We start from the raw sequence: 16,568 nt of genomic DNA, 5'->3' as shown, positions 1-16,568 counted from the left end.
TTTTATATAAAAATATATTTACACGATTCCTAAACCACCCATAAGAATTCCAACAATCAAGGCGATGGTCGGAATCAATAATGCCACCATGAATACGTCTTTATAGGTTTCTTTATGACTTAGCCCAGTAACTGCAATCAAAGTGAGCAAAGCACCATTGTTTGGCAAAATTGAAGCTCCGGATGCTACTGCGGCAATTCGGTGGAAAACCTCGGGGCTGATTCCCGTTGATTGGGACATTTCATAGAACGTATCGCCCAAAGTTGTAAGGGCAATACCCATACCACCTGAAGCCGACCCTGTAACCATGGCCATTATTTGTACAGCTAACCCTTCTGCAATAAGCGGGTTGTCCGAGATGTTCAGCAGCCAGCCCGTAATATTATTGAAGGCTGGAACAACCGCAATCACCGCACCAAAACCTACTGCAGCACTAGTGTTCAAGATGGCCATAACAGAACCTGCCCCACCCTGGTTTAGAGATGGGATAAAACTTTTGTACTTTTTTATATTCAAAACCATAATACTTAAAACACCAATTAGTAAGGCATAGAGTGGTTCCAATTTAACGATGTTCAATAGAACGACAACAACCAATAATGGCAATAATGAAATAATCCAGTTTGGAGTATCTTCATCTTCATCCTCTGTATTTCCTTTTGCCTCTTCCGGCTCAGTAAACCCTTCACCTTTAGCGGAAAGTTGTTTCTGCCTATATGCCAGCCAAAAGTAACCGCCTACCGCCATGATCAATGTCGTTACAATCCCAATGATCGGACCAGCTGTTGGTGTGGTATTAAAATACTCCATCGGAATCAAGTTTTGGATTTGCGGAGTACCAGGCATGGATGTCATGGTAAATGTAAAAGCCCCAAGCGCAAATGTCGGAACAAGCAGTCTCCGCGATATATTGGCTTCGCGGAATAATTCCAATGCAATGGGATAAATCGCGAAAACTACAACAAATAAGCTGACACCACCGTATGTTAGTAATGCGGCAGCGATCAATACTCCGAGCAGTGCGCGTTTCTTGCCGATTAATTGGGTTACCTTTTGCGCTACCGATTTTGCCGCTCCTGTTTTCTCCATCAAGGTTCCAAAAATTGCCCCGAGCAAGAAGATAGGGAACCATTTTAATACGAATCCCACTAATCCTTCCATATAGGGTCCTGTATACGTGTCATATACATTCAAGCCGCTTAATAGGGCAACCACTCCCGCCGCTAAAGGGGCCACCCAGATAATGGACCACCCAAAATAGGCCAAAACCATTAGCAGCAATAAACCGATTATGATACTTAGCACACGTTTCACCTCATTTCATTTGGGTATTTGACTACAAGTTGAGTTACCAGTTTTTGATAATTATTATTACAAAATAATAACTATCTACAGGTTATATTAACAACCTGTGGAAACATTAAACATTTATGGGTGAAGAGAGGGAGGTTTGAATGGATATTTTTATTATTCTGCTAGCCTTGGGGCTCCTGATTTTTGCGGCATATCGAGGTTATTCCGTTATTTTATTTGCACCAATCAGTGCCTTGCTTGCAGTTCTATTGATTGATCCTTCCAATATCTTGCCGTTCTTTTCCGGTGTGTATATGGAAAAGATGGTTGGATTTATTAAGAGTTATTTCCCCGTGTTTTTGCTTGGTGCGATCTTTGGTGCGGTAATTGAAATGTCGGGTATTGCAGAATCCATTGCCAAAACAATTGTTCGCTTGATTGGAGCAAAGCAAGCCATGCTAACGGTTGTCTTGCTGGGAGCTATTTTAACTTATAGTGGCGTTAGTCTTTTTGTTGCGGTATTTGCCATTTACCCTTTTGCTGTTCAATTATTTAAACAAGCCGATATTCCTAAACGTTTAATGCCTGCAACCATTGCCCTGGGCGCCTTTACCTTTACGATGGATGCACTCCCGGGGTCTCCCCAAATTCAAAACGTCATACCGACAACTTTTTTTGGAACGACCATTTATGCTGCACCGATTCTTGGTGTGATCGGTGCCATTATTGTACTGGGTGCTGGACTCTCCTATCTGGAATGGAGAAAAAGGGTTGCCAAAAGAAGAGGAGAGGGGTATTACGGGTTAAACAATGAAATTGAAGAGGATGAAGTCGCGGAAGGAGTCAAAAATGATCCTGCAGCCAACTCAAATCAATCTGTGCTTATGCAGATATTGGCTTTCGTTCCACTCGCGCTGGTTGCCATCATGAATAATTTTTTAACGAAAGCGATTCCAACATGGTATCCGAACGGATTTAGCTTTGATGCGATTGGGTTGAAAGATTATCATGTAGACGTTGCTGCGAATGTTTCCATCTGGGCAGTAATGATTGCATTAGTTGTGGGCATCATTACGGCGCTTATTTATGGTTGGAGAAGAATAACGGAGACCTTCAAGGAAGGGCTGAACAAAAGTATCGGCGGCGCTTTATTGGCGGTCATGAACACAGGTTCCGAATATGGATTTGGTGGAATTATCTCCGTCCTGCCTGGTTTCGCTGTTATTCGTGAAGGAATCTCCAGTATCTTCACAAATCCGCTTGTCAATGGGGCAGTGACGACAAGCGTTTTAGCGGGAGTTACCGGTTCGGCTTCAGGAGGAATGAGTATTGCGTTAAGTGCTATGGCAGATGAATTTAACCGGGCAATAGCGGCTGCCAATATTCCCCCTGAAGTCATGCACCGTGTGGTTGCCATGGCATCCGGAGGGATGGATACGTTGCCGCATAATGGTGCCGTCATTACTCTGCTTGCCGTTACAGGTCTTACGCACAAACAATCTTATGGGGATATCCTTGTTATCACGATAATTAAAACATTGGCTGTTTTTGCCGTGATTGCATTGTACACCGTGTTTGGATTGTCTTAGTAAGAAATCTTTTAGTATTGAAGGATTTTTGGCGTGCCTAACCAAAATGTCCTTCAGGTTTTTTCTCCTTAAACTCCTTTCTTCAATTAAAATGAAAATAGGAGTATAGTAAGAGAGAGATTATATAGAGGGAAGGCCATTGCGAAATGTTAGCTACAGTAAATCAATATCTCCAAAAATTAATGCCGATTTTAACGCCGCTCAGTTTAATTATCGGCGTCTTTTTGGAGGATATTGGACGGCAATTGTTATTTCTGGTTCCATGGTTATTTGCGTTTATGACCTTTGCCGGAAGTTTAAGCATGAATTTTCAGGGGTTTCGTGAGGTTAAAAAATATCCTTGGGTCATTTTGATGACGATTGCCTTTTTACATATACTCATGCCGATTTGGGCATATTTTGTTTCAACCTTTTTATTTGACGATCATTTATTAACGATCGGATTTGTCTTATCCGTCGCAGTGCCGACAGGGGTGACGAGTTTTATATGGACAAGTATTTGCAGGGGGAATCTGCCGTTATGCTTATCGATCATCCTAATTGATACCTTTCTGTCGCCAATCGTTATGCCTGGACTCGTTCAGATTGTTATTGGTGAAAAAATCCAGATTGAAACTTTATCCATCATGATGGATTTACTGTGGATGATTGTTTTGCCATCCATCGTCGCTGTTTTGTTGAACGAATGGACGAAGGGTGAAATCAATAAAACGCTTGGAAAAACGCTCGCACCTTTTCAAAAAATAAGCTTGTTTTTAATTGTAATGCTAAATAGCAGCGCCATTGCTCCGTTCTTAAAAAATATAACGTGGGAAGTATTTTGGATTATCGTCGTGGTTTTGGTCCTTGCACTTTCGGGTTATGTGATGTGCTTGATTTTTGGACACTTTTTATTTAAGGATATGGCGATTATAACAACGGTTGTTTTTACGGGTGGTATGCGCAATATTGCAGTTGGAGTCGTTGTCGCCAGTACATATTTCCCTCCGAAAGTTGTCATGCCGGTTGTCTTTGGTATGCTCTTCCAGCAAATATTAGCTTCGCAGTTTAGTAGGATTTTAGGAAAATATGAGAGAAAGTTTCATCCGGAAATCTCTTAAACAATCATTTATTTGCAAAAACAACGTGAAAACAAGTTGAATGGCACTTATTTTCGCGTTGTTATTTTTTTACTGCAAGAAACGTTTGGACAGCATGTCGAGATACGTTATGATAACTATATTGAATAGGAGGTTATCGTAATGTTTAAAATATATCGTATCATACACATTATCTGGACAGCCATTTTTGCTTTTTATATTTCCATTCCAATCTTGGAAAGAGGCGGGTTAGAACAAGCTGTTTATGTTGATGCCTTTTTTGTAGCTTTATGGGTAATCGGCGTGATTTTTCTATTTATTAAGAAACTCACGAAAATCGGCTTTATCCTGACGGTGATGCCGTTATTGTATGCAATCTTTATTTTCATTTTTTAAAATTGACATAACACCTTTTGGTTTCATATAATAAACTTAACACCTATAGGTTATATTTGAATGAAAAAGGAGCATTTCTAATGACAAATCAGCAAAACAATTTACCGGATATTATTCAAACGGTGACGATAGAAGCGCCAGTACAGAAAGTATGGGATTATGTATCGACTGCGGAAGGCATTGCTGAATGGTTTATGCCAAGTGATTTTAAGTTGGAAGAGGGGCATGAGTTTCACATCCAATCCCCATTTGGACCCTCTCCGTGTAAAGTACTGGCGGTTGATGAACCTCATAAAATTTCCATCGAGTGGGATACGGATGGCTGGATTTTAACGTTCCTTCTTAAAGAAGTGGATCATGCGACGGAGTTTACCGTGATTCACGGAGGCTGGAAAGAGGCGGAGGCACTTGTTGCCAAGGCGAAAAGACCACAATCGGATATTCGCGACACCATGAATCTAGGATGGGCAGGTATTGTACAGAAATTAAAACAACTGGTGGAAGATTAATGCCTACAGAAGCGCAGAAAACAGATATCTTCCAAGCGCTAGCAGACCCTACGAGAAGAGGCGTCCTGCACTTGCTCTCCAAAAAGGATCAATCCATTGCTGAACTGTCATCCCATTTCGACATTAGTCGTACGGCTGTCGTAAAGCATCTCAATGTCCTAAACGAAGCCGGTCTTGTTCGAAGCGAAAAAAATGGGAGGGAGAAAATCTATTATCTTCAGCCTGAACCCCTAAAAGAACTAAAAGAGTGGGTATCCTACTATGAACAATTCTGGTATAACAAATTAACCAAACTAAAATATTCTGTTGAAAATGATACGTTAAATAAATAACATAATAGAAAAAGAATCTAGCTGGAAAGAGTCCAACTAGATTCTTTTTAGTTTGCAAAATAATCTACCACCAGTAAGGTCGAGCGAGTGCAAAACCGACGATTGCGCCAATGGCAATACCGATTCCTAACCCACCAAATCCCCAAAAGCCAATACCGTAACCGCCCATTCGGCGATCTGGCATAATCCAAACCATATTCCGATCTACCTTGGTAATCCTGCCGACATGCTTGCGGCCGTTCTTTTCCATAATGTAAGCTCTCTTCCCCATATTTCGGCAACACATATCATAAACCTGTTTTGGGTGCATTCTCTTCCCTCCTTTAGCTTGACTAATCATTAATATATGAATCTTTATTTTTTGCACACGTGTGAAGAGTCCAATAATAGATTTGAAAAGGAAATAAATTATAAAAGTAATATCTTTAAAAGGAGGAGAGCGGATGGCGGTGATCAATACTCTTGCGTATTTAAATAAAATCATAGATCTGTCTAAAGAAAAAACGGGAGAAGAGTTGCTAGAATTGCATCGGGAAATTTTATGTACCCCCGTAAAGGAGTATTTCCCCAACGCTTCACTGGAAGATTTGCATTTTGAGCTGTTGGTCCAGGGGTTATTCCATCCTTCTGAGAGCGAGGAAATCAGGGGAGTTGTCGAGAGTTTAAAAGCAATAGAAGTCTGGTTAACGATTCAAAAGGAGTTCGAGCGGCTCAAAAATCTATGGAAAGGACCGGATGTACCGGTTTATATATATCCATTAACAAAGGAACGACCTTATTTAGAGGGTTTTGAGGTAAAAAAGAATGGCGTTGCATTTAATAATGTAATCTTCCTCTTTGTGACGCCGGAATTAGAGGAGATAGAGCTTAAAGCTCTTTTCGCTCATGAATACCATCATGCGTGCAGACTTTCTTTTCTGAATAAAGCCCATCAAGAGATGGAGCTGCTGGATTCTTTATTGATTGAAGGCATGGCGGAAAGCGCTGTAGAAGAATTATACGGTGAGACTTGGTTATCTCCCTGGACAAAATGGTATTCACAAGAAGAAGGAGTTTCTTTGTGGAGAAAGTATTTTGTTAACCATTTACGCTTAGAGGGAGTGGATCGGCACCAAATTTTTTTATTTGGAAATGAAGAGGAAGGTTTGCCGAAATGGATTGGCTATTGTTTAGGCTACCAGATTGTGCAATCTTTCCTGAAACAGAATGGACTGATTCAGCAGCAGGCTTTATATAAAATTCCTTCCAAAGAAATACTGAAAAACACGGAATTTCATCTATGATAAGTTTTTTTGAAATAAAAGTGCTCCTGCGATGGTGATGATAATGTGGCATTGCAGGAGCAGAAATGTTGTTATGGATAGGGCGTCCTCCGCTTTCGTATTGTCCAGCTGCGAACGCCAGCCCCTCGAGCGTTTCGACTCCTCCTACGAAGGCATAAAGCGCCTTCTTGTCGGAGTCTCCAACGCTAGTCGGGGCTAAACGGGCGTCCTACGCTTTTCTTATTGTCCAGCTTCAGCGCCCAGCCCCTCGAGTCGCTTCAGTCCCTCGGTCGAAAGCTGAAAAGACGCTTTCGATTCGGGCCTTCCGCCGCACATGGATGTGCAAGTGCCGACAATGCTACACGACGTAGCGTTGTTGTCGGCCAGCGCTTGTCGGGGCTAGCGGGGCGCTTACGCTTTTCTGATGTCCAGCTGCGAACGCCAGCCCCTCGAGCGTTTCGACTCCTCCTACGAAGGCATAAAGCGCCTTCTTGTCGGAGTCTCCAACGCTAGTCGGGGCTAAACGGGCGTCCTACGCTTTTCTTATTGTCCAGCTTCAGCGCCCAGCCCCTCGAGTCGCTTCAGTCCCTCGGTCGAAAGCTGAAAAGACGCTTTCGATTCGGGCCTTCCGCCGCACATGGATGTGCAAGTGCCGACAATGCTACACGACGTAGCGTTGTTGTCGGCCAGCGCTTGTCGGGGCTAGCGGGGCGCTTACGCTTTTCTGATGTCCAGCTGCGAACGCCAGCCCCTCGAGCGTTTCGACTCCTCCTACGAAGGCAAAAAACGCCTTCTTGTCGGAGTCTCCAACGCTAGTCGGGGCTAAACGGGCGTTCTCCGCTTTTCTATCTAGAAGCGGCTTCTTTGGCGCCGTTTAGTCCAACGGTTTTGTTTTTATTCCAGATGGATGTCCATTGGCTTAAATTGACAGGTTGTTCGCCTTGGTATGTGGCGATTTCAATTGTTAAAGCAGGAATTCGTTTTTCTTTAATGATCCAAGCAGTGGAGTTGCCGGATCCGTATTTGTAATTATAGGTAGGACCTTTTGGTTTAATCGGCATGTAGCCTGTTAAGTTGGCAATTTTATTGACAAGCTTGCGATCCCGTGCAAGCTCGCTGCTTGTTTGAACCCCTCCCCAGTAGATGATGCTTCCCGAGGAATGGTAGGATAGATTCGTTTTAAATTGATGTTTGTTGACAAAGCTTATAAATGCCTTTGTCTCTGGTTCCGAAAAAGGAGATGGGCCTTTATAGTTGCGGTAGGCTTTTTTCGTTTTAATTTTCTCCCAGCTTTGGCCACCGAAGTTTTGGTTTAAATCCACCCCGCGGCCATTGGCTTTCCAGCTTTTAAATGAACCATTCTTTGCATACGTTTTGGCATACTTAATGTTAACTGGATTTTTTAGCGCACTGATCCCTTGCTGGACAAGCATGACGCCATCCGGATTCATCATCGGTAAAAACCAGATGGAAACCTGGTCCAATGTTTTCTTTACATTCCAGTTGCTGAACACGGCATTGCGATTGTATGAGTAACTATACGTATCAATCATTTCAAGTAATACATTCGTGGTCATATACTCACGCGCATGGAAAGAAGCATCCATTATAATTTCCTTCTTGCCGTTCCCTACGCGAAGGGCAGGAATCGCTCGTCCTTCCGCCGAATACCCAATGACTTCCCGTTCTGTAAACTCTGGATAAAGCAGCGAGAATACCTCCATATAATAGTTCATTTTGGCATGGGAAATAGTTGATTTTCCATTGACGATATCTTTATGGTAAAGCTCGTTGAATTTCACCTCGGCAAGCTGTCCCATGAAATTAATCTTTGCTTTATTGTCATTTTCCGAAATGCCCAGTAAATCAACAGCTTTGCCTTTGTAAAGAGCACCGATTTGATTTCCTTTCACATCATAAACAACAATATTTTTTTCCGGATATAACGTGATCGGATACACTGCCTTCTTCTTCGGTGTCAATGCAAGTGATTGATTCGTTGGTAAGCTATCGCTTTTTTTCACAGCATAGGTCACTTTATCTTTTGTGAATAAGTCGTATTTGGAATTGGATGAAGTCGGTTTGAATGTAAAGCCATTTTTCAATGTTCCTAGCGGATAATACGAGTCTTTTACTTTCTTGTATAAAACAGCGCTTCCACTAGTCGAAATTTCTTTGTTTAAGCCATAACTTTTTGCATATTTAGCAGGTAGATAGGCGACTGTTTCACCAAGGTGGACGATATAGTTTTGGCCTAATGTTCCTGCCACTTTCAGCTTTTGGTTGTCCGCACCATTTGTTATCAACGGTGTCCGGTTACTTGCTTCCCTGTATAATGTGAAGCCTTCTTTAGTTGTTACATGGTCGTTGCGTGTGTGATCCGCAGAAGCGATAGCATCTTCGGTAAATGTTAGATCTGCATACTCAACATAAACTTCCGTTGATCCAAAATCGATTATAAAGAACTGATGGTCACTGGCAACGCTTGAAACGGTGTAGACTGCTGAAGAATTGCTATTCACTGCCATCACTTTTGATTTACTCGTATTGTTATAGAGCTTTGCCTTCGGATTAAGCTTAACCGTAAATTTGCCGGTTGTTGATGAAATTGGTACATAGCCGATGGTTTGTCCAAGTTGAACGACATAATTGCTGCCGCTAATCTCCAAAATAGGCATTCGCGCAGCTTTTTCAATCTCTTCAGCAACTTCGGTTAAATCGCTGTTGGCATAAATTTTGCTGTTTTCTTTTAGTTGAATAATATCGTTTCGAGTGTCAATCGGTTGATCAATATTCGGACTTTGGCTTTCTTCCTGAATCATGGACTTCGGTAAGTAGGCTTTTAGATTTCCAACTTCCACGCCCCATACCTGCTGGCCTTTTTCCAGTACTTTGAATGTCTCAGCTGATGTACCGATGATGAATGGGACAGCTTGTTCAACATCTTTGAAAATAGTGAAGGTCTCTTTTGTTGCTGCATAATCAATGCCATTATTGATCGTTTGTTCGGCAGTATCGATGATTTCCACCAAATTTGCATCAATCGAAACCTTTCTTTGCCCAATAGCCACTTCCAGTGTATTTTCCGCTGTGGCGGTGCCAATCAGCTCAGCATTTTCCTCGATAGTAAGAGAACCTTCTATGTATGCCTTTATAAACTTAATTTTATAGCGCTGGCCTTTTATGAGGTTTTCAATCTTATTTTGTTCCAGGTTGCTGACGGATTGATTTAATGAGGCTTCGCTGCTTGATGGAAGCACTTGTGGTTTAGACGGATTTGCCGTAGGGACAGGAACATCCGCTGCCGCTTGTGCGTTTGCCGGGAATCCCATTAAAAGTGCTGAACAGCTTAAGAAAATAATAATCATCCAAGAGGACAACAATCGACCGACTTCCCTGTTTTTTAACATCCTTTCCTAATTCCTCCTTTTTACATATTAAGTTAATAGTATCCTAATTTTTGAGATTTTCATATAGGATTAAAATTTTTGAAAAGGGGTATAGGTTATCAAGCAAGCAAGTAACAAAGCAAGCGAATTTGCTATTTAATAGATAAATTTTCTATTAAAATGCAATTTAGTCTGTCAAGTCATTGAAGTTCAAATATTCAGATAATTTGTCTTTCCCTGATTTATTCTGGAATTTCCTGAACTCCCTCTAAATGTTTACGCAGAAGGGGATGGGCGGGAGTTTCTTGTGAAAATAAAGCAGGTTTTTGTCAGATAATTTAAATAAAAAATTCGATAAATAGACACAATTACATCTTGAAAAGTGGATTATCGTTTGATTCGCAATTGAACCCCTGTAACATTAAAGGTGGAAGGAGAGTTATATAGAATGCTTGAAATTGAAAATCTATCAAAAATTTATAGAGGCGGCAAAGTTGCTGTCGACAAATTAAACTTGGATATAAAAGAAGGGGAATTTATTGCATTTATTGGTACAAGTGGCAGCGGGAAAACAACCGCGCTGAGAATGATCAATCGGATGGTTGAACCTACCAGTGGGAAGATAACCCTAAACGGCAAGGATTTAACGAAGATGAATGCCGTTACGTTAAGAAGAAGCATTGGTTATGTGATTCAACAAATCGGATTAATGCCCCATATGACGATTCGCGACAATATTACGCTGGTCCCGCATTTGTTGAAATGGTCAAAAGAAAAGAAAGATGAAACGGCTCGTCGTTTGATTGAACTTGTCAATTTGCCGACTTCTTACTTGGATTATTATCCTGCGCAGCTATCAGGTGGCCAGCAGCAGCGAATTGGAGTATTGCGTGCGCTTGCTGCCAATCAAGACATTATTCTGATGGATGAACCATTTGGTGCACTGGACCCGATTACCCGGGATACGTTGCAAGATTTGATTAAGGACCTTCAGCAGCGTCTGAACAAGACGGTTATTTTTGTAACGCATGATATGGATGAAGCCATTAAGTTGGCAGACAGAATTGCGATTATGCATGAAGGCAAACTTGTTCAATTTGATACCCCTGATAACATATTAGCAGCCCCAGCTAATGACTTTGTAAAAGAATTTATTGGTTCACATCGACTCATACAACAAAAACCCAATGTTAAAACCGTAGACGAAGTAATGATTAAACCCATCTCCATCACGATTGAAAAAAGCTTGGACGAAGCTATTCGTTTAATGGTGGAAAAGCGGGTAGATACGCTATTTGTTACGGACGGCGATCATCGACTGCAAGGATATTTAGATGTAGAAAGCTTTACTGGTGCGCGAAAGACGAAAAAAAGTGTTTCTGAATGTTATGAAAAAGAAATCTTCTACGTGAAAACCGGTTCTAAATTACAAGATTCTGTACGCAGAATTTTAAAGCGTAACTTAAAAAATATCCCTGTTGTCGATGAAGATCATCGCTTGGTTGGTTTGATTACCCGCGCAAATATTGTGGACATTGTCTATGACACAATTTGGGGAGACGAAGAAGACGTGCAAGAGAAAAAGGAGTTGATCCTTGAATGATTGCCTTTTTCACTGAAAACAGCTCTGAAATTCTATTGAAAACTTGGGAGCATTTTTATATTTCCATGATTGCCTTGCTTTTAGGAGTAGTGATTGCCGTTCCTATCGGCATTCTTCTATCAAAAACAAAGTATCTTTCGAAAATCGTATTAAGTATTACTAGTGTTCTTCAAACGGTGCCTTCTTTAGCGCTGCTTGCCCTGATGATTCCCTTTTTCGGCGTTGGAAAGGTTCCGGCGATTATTGCCCTTTGTATCTATTCCTTGTTGCCAATATTGAACAATACGTTTATCGGAATGCGTTCCGTTAATGAAAATACAAAAGGAGCCGGAATCGCCATGGGAATGACGCCGCTGCAATCCATTCGCTTGGTGGAACTTCCCTTGGCCATTCCTGTGATTATGTCGGGAATCCGACTTTCGGCAGTGTATGTAATTGCTTGGGCAACACTTGCATCCTACATTGGTGCAGGCGGTCTTGGTGACTTTATATTTAACGGGTTGAATTTATATAAAGCCGAATTAATTATCGGTGGTGCCATCATTGTAACGGTATTGGCTTTGTTGGCGGACTTCCTGCTATCAAAACTTGAAAGATGGGTAACACCAAAAGGCTTGAGAATAGAAGGGGGTCGCTTATGATGAGAAAAAGACTCCTTTTGGCTTTGGCAGCAGTGGTGGCGCTGGTAATGGGCGGCTGCTCCATGCTTGGCAAAGAAGATGAAGAAACGATTAAAATCGCGTCGGTGGTGACAACAGAATCCCAAATTATTGCTCATATCATGAAAGGCATGATTGAGCATTATACAGATGAAGAGGTTGAAATTATCAACAACTTAGGTACGAGTACAGTTGTTCACCAAGCCATGATAAATGGAGATGCCAATATGGCGGCTACCCGTTATACCGGTACCGATTTAACAGGAGCTTTGCAGGCGGAACCAATAAAGGATCCAAAAAAAGCTATGGACTTTGTACAAAAAGAATTTGCAAAGCGCTATAACCAAACTTTCTTTGATTCCTATGGATTCGAAAATACGTATGCCTTTATGGTAACAAAGGAAACAGCAGAAAAGTATAATTTAAAAACAATCAGTGATTTAGCTTCCGTCGCAAGCGAGCTCGAAGCGGGTGTTGATACCTCTTGGATGAACCGTGAAGGAGATGGGTATAAAGCGTTCGTGGAAGAGTATGGATTCGACTTTTCACGTACGTACCCGATGCAAATTGGTTTGGTTTACGACGCGGTGAACTCCGGTGAACTGGATGTTGTTCTGGGGTATACGACAGATGGACGGATTGCTTCTTATGATTTAGTGATTCTTGAAGATAATTTACGCTTCTTCCCTCCATACGATGCAAGTCCGTTTGCCGATACAGAGTTGTTGGAAGAAAAGCCGGAAGTTCGGAAGGCGGTTGAGCGCTTGGTTGGCCAAATCTCAACGGAGACGATGCAAAAGTTGAATTACCAGGCGGATAATAACTTGATGGAACCCGCTGTGGTAGCGGAACAATTCTTGGTTGAAAATAATTACTTCGCTGGAGGTGATAAATAATGCAGGATCTATCTCAATTGTCTACAACGGAACAATTTTTTTACTATATGCAGGCAAACGGCTGGTATGTGTTTGGCCAGTTTATCGATCACTTTTTAATATCGATTTATGGTGTATTGCTGGCAGCAATTGTCGGAATTCCCCTAGGCATTCTAATTTCAAAATTTGGCAAGCTATCGGGGATTGTCATTACTCTTGCTAACATTATCCAGACGATTCCCGCTTTAGCATTGATGGCGATTTTAATGCTTGTCCTGGGACTAGGGAAAACAACGGTTGTTGTAACGGTATTTTTCTATTCCTTGCTGCCTATAATTAAAAACACGTATGTTGGCATTAAAACAATTAATAAAAGTATTACGGATGCCGGACGGGGTATGGGGATGACGAAGTGGCAAGTATTATATATGGTGGAGCTGCCTTTATCGCTTTCCGTCATCATTACAGGCATTCGCATTGCTCTTGTCATAGCCATCGGAATCACGGCAATTGGCGCCTTTATTGGTGCGGGAGGTTTAGGGGATATTATTATCCGCGGAACCAATGCAACCGATGGCACAGCCATTATTTTAGCCGGGGCGCTGCCGACAGCGTTCATGGCCATATTGGCGGATATCATATTGGGCTTCATTGAACGAAGATTGGACCCTGTAAAACGTCAGCAAAAGAAAACGATTTCTGCGATATAGCATTGATATAAAAAGCGCTGGTCCTTTTTTATAAAGGACCAGCGCTTTTTTAATTATTTAAATCCCATAATCCCGGACTATGTTCATTCGGCATTTCCGGCAGTTCGGGAACCGGGTGTGGTGCAGGAGGTTCCACGACACGCAGGTCTCCGCCATTTCGGCTTGGTGATGTACCGTTGAAGATTTCACCAGCTCGATGCCCGTCCAGCCTGAAGTTAAAGAAGGCATTATGGAAGCCCATATCAATATATTTTTGGCACTCGGGATATTTATTGATATCATAATTCGGAATAGGGAGCACTTTTCCCCAGTCAACGCCCAGTGTTTCAAGGGCTTTTGCAAAAGCGTTTTGATGGGCATTATCACGTACAATCAAGAATGCCAATGTTTCTCTAAACGTTTTATTGGAACTCATTTCATATATTCTGGTTTTTTGTAGAACACCCGTCGACTCTAGCACAAGGTTGTCGAGCAAATCAGCTACTAAATTACCGTGGCTGTAAACATAATTCCCCATCCACGGATTTCCTGCCGCATCGACAGGCAATGAACTTTGTGCGCCCATGATAAAGTGATGTGGATTTGCATGCTTGATGGCTTCATCCAATGGGGCCTGATCCTGGCCGGCATTTCCTGGATCTGATTCTCCTGCCCCATTTAATAATTGGTTGATTGTTGTTTGAACAAGTTCAACGTGACTGATTTCCTCCAGAAAGATGCCCCGAATCAAATCTCGATATTGCTTCGCTTTGCCGCGGAAATTTGCGCTCTGGAATGAGAATTGCATCATTGTCCGCATCTCGCCAAACCGTCCGCCAAGTGTTTCTTGCAGCACTTTGGCAGCTGCAGGGTCGGGCTTATCCGGAATGATGATATTGATTAAATCTTCTTTATAAAAGTACATGGATTTTCCTCCCTTAAAAGTGGCTCAAGGGACAGTATTGGTTTAATTTTGATTTCTATTCGGCAAAAATCAGGAAGGGAAACAAGGTAAGAGAATATTATTTATTCGATTAACATCAATTACACAGTACATACTACTAGTACCTATGTGAATTCAGAAAGAGGTGTTTCTCTTTGCCTTTCATCACGATAGACAAGATCAGGATGTTTTATGAAATAAAGGGAAAGGGGATTCCAATTGTATTCATTCATCCGCCCTTATTAACAAGTGCAAACTTTAGGTACCAAATGGAGCACCTATCCAAGAAATATCAAGTCATTACGTTTGATATTCGGGGGCACGGAGGAAGCAGTCCCTCTATGGAACCAATCACATTTCCGTTGATTGCACAAGATATCCTAGCTTTAATAGACCATTTAAAGATTAATAAGATTTTCTTGTGCGGATATTCAGCAGGAGGGAATATTGCACTGGATTTTTTGCAGCGTTATTCCGAAAGAGCATTTGGAGGCATTGTAATCAGTGCATTGTCCGAAGAAAAAGATTTCTACTTGAAGCTAAGATTAAAAGCGGCTAAAGCCCTTTCGAATCCAACAACCATGAATATTCTCAGTTCCATGGTTTCAAAAAGCAATTCGGAGTCCAAGTCTAGCTTTGATCAAATTCGTAAAACTTCTCGTCAGGGAACGGCACAAAATATAAAGCAATACTATGACTATACTTTGAATGGGAATTTTGGCAAGGAGCTTCGTTCAATAGAAGCGCCTGTACTGCTTCTATATGGGGCGAAAAATACAACATTCCACAAACATGCTTATGAGCTGCATGCGCATTTGGCGAATAGTGAACTTATTTTCCTGGAAAGTGCGAAACACCAAATCCCTACAAAGGAGCCGCAAAAATTGCATGATGCCATCCATAAGTTTATACAATCGTATAAAAGGGAAAATCCTTTTATGATCTGAATGTTGCTAATAATGAAAGGATTAAGTCCGATGATTTATTTTATAGGAATAACAAATGATAACCATTTAGAAAAAAACATTTCAATCCATAATGCAGTTTTGTCCGATTATAAATGGTTCTGGGTGGATTTTAGTGAGCCTACGGATGAAGAATTAAATCTTCTTTCGGATAAGTTTCATTTTCATCCGCTTGCAATTGAAGACTGTGTGCAAGAATTCCAGCGGCCGAAACTGGATTATTATAAAACGTATACTTTCTATGTTACCCACATTTTGCACGAAGAGAATGAAGCGATTTTTAAAGATGAGCTTGATTTTTTTGTTGGGGAATCGTGTATCGTCACTTTTCATAAAGTACCTTTGATGGAAGTTAACATCGTATGGGAACGGCTGGTGGCACAAGATTCACTCACAGACTGGGATCCCTATTATGTTTTTTATGAAATTTTGGATAAAATCGTCGATAACTATTTTCCCCTCATTTATACAATAGAAGACAAACTGGAAAAAATGATCGACAATACAAGGAAGAAAGCCATGAATCAACTAATGGATGAATTATTTGAAACAAGAAATCGTTTGTTGGCCCTATTGCATTCAGTAAATCCCATGCGTGATTTGCTTTATCGCATGCTGAATTCCCATCATCTCAATCTAAACCGAATCAGTGAAAGAAGAGAGTATTTTTCGGATATATATGATCACCTTTTAAAGCTTTCCGAGATGGTGATGAGCAACCGGGAAGTAACGGCTGATATCAGGGATAGTTACTTATCGCTAAATTCCCATCAAACCAATAATGTGATGAAACTATTAACCATCATTACATCCATCTTTGCTCCGTTAACGTTCATTGCTGGGATTTATGGAATGAACTTTGACAATATTCCCGAATTATCATGGAAATATGGCTATTTGTTTTCTCTGGTATTGATGGCAGCCATCGGTGGTTTTATGCTTCTATGGTTCAGGCGGAAAGGTTGGTTTAGATAGGGTGAGGTTG

General features: G+C 41.4%; 16 protein-coding genes. 12 read left to right on the top strand and 4 right to left on the bottom strand.

Annotated elements, in window-relative coordinates; all coding sequences use genetic code 11:
* Nucleotides 1-18: 18 nt before the first annotated feature.
* A complete protein-coding gene (locus D1B33_RS13200; RefSeq protein WP_118876869.1) occupies nt 19-1,305 on the bottom strand; it encodes a GntP family permease in 1,287 nt (428 codons plus the stop codon).
* A 149-nt stretch (nt 1,306-1,454) separates the two neighbouring features.
* Between D1B33_RS13200 and D1B33_RS13195 the strand changes: the two genes are divergently transcribed.
* From D1B33_RS13195 to D1B33_RS13175, 5 genes are all read left to right on the top strand, one after another.
* On the top strand, nt 1,455-2,882 hold the full coding sequence (locus D1B33_RS13195; protein ID WP_118876868.1) for a GntP family permease: 1,428 nt from the start codon (nt 1,455-1,457) through the stop codon (nt 2,880-2,882).
* Between the two features lie 146 nt (nt 2,883-3,028).
* Nucleotides 3,029-3,982, top strand: a complete 954-nt coding sequence (locus D1B33_RS13190; RefSeq protein WP_118876867.1) for a bile acid:sodium symporter family protein — start codon at nt 3,029-3,031, stop codon at nt 3,980-3,982.
* Nucleotides 3,983-4,123: 141 nt separating this feature from the next.
* Complete coding sequence (locus tag D1B33_RS13185; protein ID WP_118876866.1) at nt 4,124-4,357, top strand: hypothetical protein; 234 nt, start codon at nt 4,124-4,126, stop codon at nt 4,355-4,357.
* Nucleotides 4,358-4,437: 80 nt separating this feature from the next.
* Nucleotides 4,438-4,866, top strand: coding sequence for an SRPBCC family protein (locus tag D1B33_RS13180; RefSeq protein ID WP_118876865.1), 429 nt, complete (start codon nt 4,438-4,440; stop codon nt 4,864-4,866).
* Nucleotides 4,866-5,198, top strand: coding sequence for an ArsR/SmtB family transcription factor (locus tag D1B33_RS13175; protein WP_118876864.1), 333 nt, complete (start codon nt 4,866-4,868; stop codon nt 5,196-5,198). Before D1B33_RS13180 ends, D1B33_RS13175 begins: the two co-directional genes overlap by 1 nt.
* Nucleotides 5,199-5,262: 64 nt before the next feature.
* Here D1B33_RS13175 and D1B33_RS13170 read toward each other — a convergent pair whose 3' ends face one another.
* Nucleotides 5,263-5,508, bottom strand: coding sequence for a hypothetical protein (locus D1B33_RS13170; RefSeq protein WP_118876863.1), 246 nt, complete (start codon nt 5,506-5,508; stop codon nt 5,263-5,265).
* 133 nt (nt 5,509-5,641) lie between these two features.
* Here D1B33_RS13170 and D1B33_RS13165 point away from each other — a divergent pair, with 133 nt between their 5' ends.
* Nucleotides 5,642-6,481, top strand: coding sequence for a DUF2268 domain-containing putative Zn-dependent protease (locus D1B33_RS13165; protein ID WP_118876862.1), 840 nt, complete (start codon nt 5,642-5,644; stop codon nt 6,479-6,481).
* An 824-nt stretch (nt 6,482-7,305) separates the two neighbouring features.
* Here the strand turns inward: D1B33_RS13165 and D1B33_RS13160 are convergent.
* Nucleotides 7,306-9,870, bottom strand: a complete 2,565-nt coding sequence (locus tag D1B33_RS13160) for a M14 family zinc carboxypeptidase (RefSeq protein WP_118876861.1) — start codon at nt 9,868-9,870, stop codon at nt 7,306-7,308.
* Nucleotides 9,871-10,297: 427 nt separating this feature from the next.
* Here D1B33_RS13160 and D1B33_RS13155 point away from each other — a divergent pair, with 427 nt between their 5' ends.
* Genes D1B33_RS13155 through D1B33_RS13140 form a run of 4 tightly spaced genes read left to right on the top strand, consistent with a single transcriptional unit; the run spans nt 10,298 to nt 13,696 of the window.
* Nucleotides 10,298-11,452, top strand: coding sequence for a betaine/proline/choline family ABC transporter ATP-binding protein (locus D1B33_RS13155; RefSeq protein WP_118876860.1), 1,155 nt, complete (start codon nt 10,298-10,300; stop codon nt 11,450-11,452).
* The gene (locus D1B33_RS13150; RefSeq protein ID WP_118876859.1) at nt 11,449-12,093 is read left to right on the top strand and encodes an ABC transporter permease; all 645 of its coding nucleotides are present in this window, start codon (nt 11,449-11,451) and stop codon (nt 12,091-12,093) included. Before D1B33_RS13155 ends, D1B33_RS13150 begins: the two co-directional genes overlap by 4 nt.
* Nucleotides 12,093-13,007 (top strand): osmoprotectant ABC transporter substrate-binding protein, encoded by a 915-nt coding sequence (locus D1B33_RS13145; RefSeq protein WP_118876917.1) that lies wholly within the window; start codon nt 12,093-12,095, stop codon nt 13,005-13,007. The genes D1B33_RS13150 and D1B33_RS13145 overlap by 1 nt, the downstream gene beginning before the upstream one ends.
* Nucleotides 13,008-13,024: 17 nt before the next feature.
* Nucleotides 13,025-13,696, top strand: a complete 672-nt coding sequence (locus D1B33_RS13140; protein ID WP_472926578.1) for an ABC transporter permease — start codon at nt 13,025-13,027, stop codon at nt 13,694-13,696.
* A gap of 49 nt (nt 13,697-13,745) precedes the next feature.
* On the opposite strand, the gene D1B33_RS13135 is transcribed toward D1B33_RS13140, so the two are convergent.
* Nucleotides 13,746-14,600: a manganese catalase family protein gene (locus tag D1B33_RS13135; RefSeq protein WP_118876857.1), complete on the bottom strand. Its 855-nt coding sequence runs from the start codon at nt 14,598-14,600 to the stop codon at nt 13,746-13,748.
* Between the two features lie 203 nt (nt 14,601-14,803).
* On the opposite strand from D1B33_RS13135, the gene D1B33_RS13130 reads away from it, so the two are divergent.
* Nucleotides 14,804-15,565, top strand: a complete 762-nt coding sequence (locus D1B33_RS13130; protein ID WP_118876916.1) for an alpha/beta fold hydrolase — start codon at nt 14,804-14,806, stop codon at nt 15,563-15,565.
* A gap of 30 nt (nt 15,566-15,595) precedes the next feature.
* Nucleotides 15,596-16,558 (top strand): magnesium/cobalt transporter CorA, encoded by a 963-nt coding sequence (corA, locus tag D1B33_RS13125; protein WP_118876915.1) that lies wholly within the window; start codon nt 15,596-15,598, stop codon nt 16,556-16,558.
* The last annotated feature ends 10 nt before the right edge of the window (nt 16,559-16,568 follow it).

The organism is Ureibacillus yapensis (assembly GCF_003515775.1).
Classification (GTDB): Bacteria; Bacillota; Bacilli; order Bacillales_A; family Planococcaceae; genus Ureibacillus; species Ureibacillus yapensis.
Note: the sequence above shows the minus strand (reverse complement) of the source record. Positions and strands in the feature narration are given on the sequence as shown.

Coding starts and splice junctions, on each gene's coding strand:
- D1B33_RS13190 (WP_118876867.1), top strand. CDS start 3,029: ATGTTAGCTACAGTAAATCAATATCTCCAAAAATTAATGCCGATTTTA.
- D1B33_RS13155 (WP_118876860.1), top strand. CDS start 10,298: ATGCTTGAAATTGAAAATCTATCAAAAATTTATAGAGGCGGCAAAGTT.
- D1B33_RS13145 (WP_118876917.1), top strand. CDS start 12,093: ATGAGAAAAAGACTCCTTTTGGCTTTGGCAGCAGTGGTGGCGCTGGTA.
- D1B33_RS13185 (WP_118876866.1), top strand. CDS start 4,124: ATGTTTAAAATATATCGTATCATACACATTATCTGGACAGCCATTTTT.
- D1B33_RS13175 (WP_118876864.1), top strand. CDS start 4,866: ATGCCTACAGAAGCGCAGAAAACAGATATCTTCCAAGCGCTAGCAGAC.
- D1B33_RS13170 (WP_118876863.1), bottom strand. CDS start 5,508: ATGCACCCAAAACAGGTTTATGATATGTGTTGCCGAAATATGGGGAAG.
- D1B33_RS13195 (WP_118876868.1), top strand. CDS start 1,455: ATGGATATTTTTATTATTCTGCTAGCCTTGGGGCTCCTGATTTTTGCG.
- D1B33_RS13180 (WP_118876865.1), top strand. CDS start 4,438: ATGACAAATCAGCAAAACAATTTACCGGATATTATTCAAACGGTGACG.
- D1B33_RS13160 (WP_118876861.1), bottom strand. CDS start 9,870: ATGTTAAAAAACAGGGAAGTCGGTCGATTGTTGTCCTCTTGGATGATT.
- D1B33_RS13135 (WP_118876857.1), bottom strand. CDS start 14,600: ATGTACTTTTATAAAGAAGATTTAATCAATATCATCATTCCGGATAAG.
- D1B33_RS13150 (WP_118876859.1), top strand. CDS start 11,449: ATGATTGCCTTTTTCACTGAAAACAGCTCTGAAATTCTATTGAAAACT.
- D1B33_RS13130 (WP_118876916.1), top strand. CDS start 14,804: ATGTTTTATGAAATAAAGGGAAAGGGGATTCCAATTGTATTCATTCAT.
- corA (WP_118876915.1), top strand. CDS start 15,596: ATGATTTATTTTATAGGAATAACAAATGATAACCATTTAGAAAAAAAC.
- D1B33_RS13165 (WP_118876862.1), top strand. CDS start 5,642: ATGGCGGTGATCAATACTCTTGCGTATTTAAATAAAATCATAGATCTG.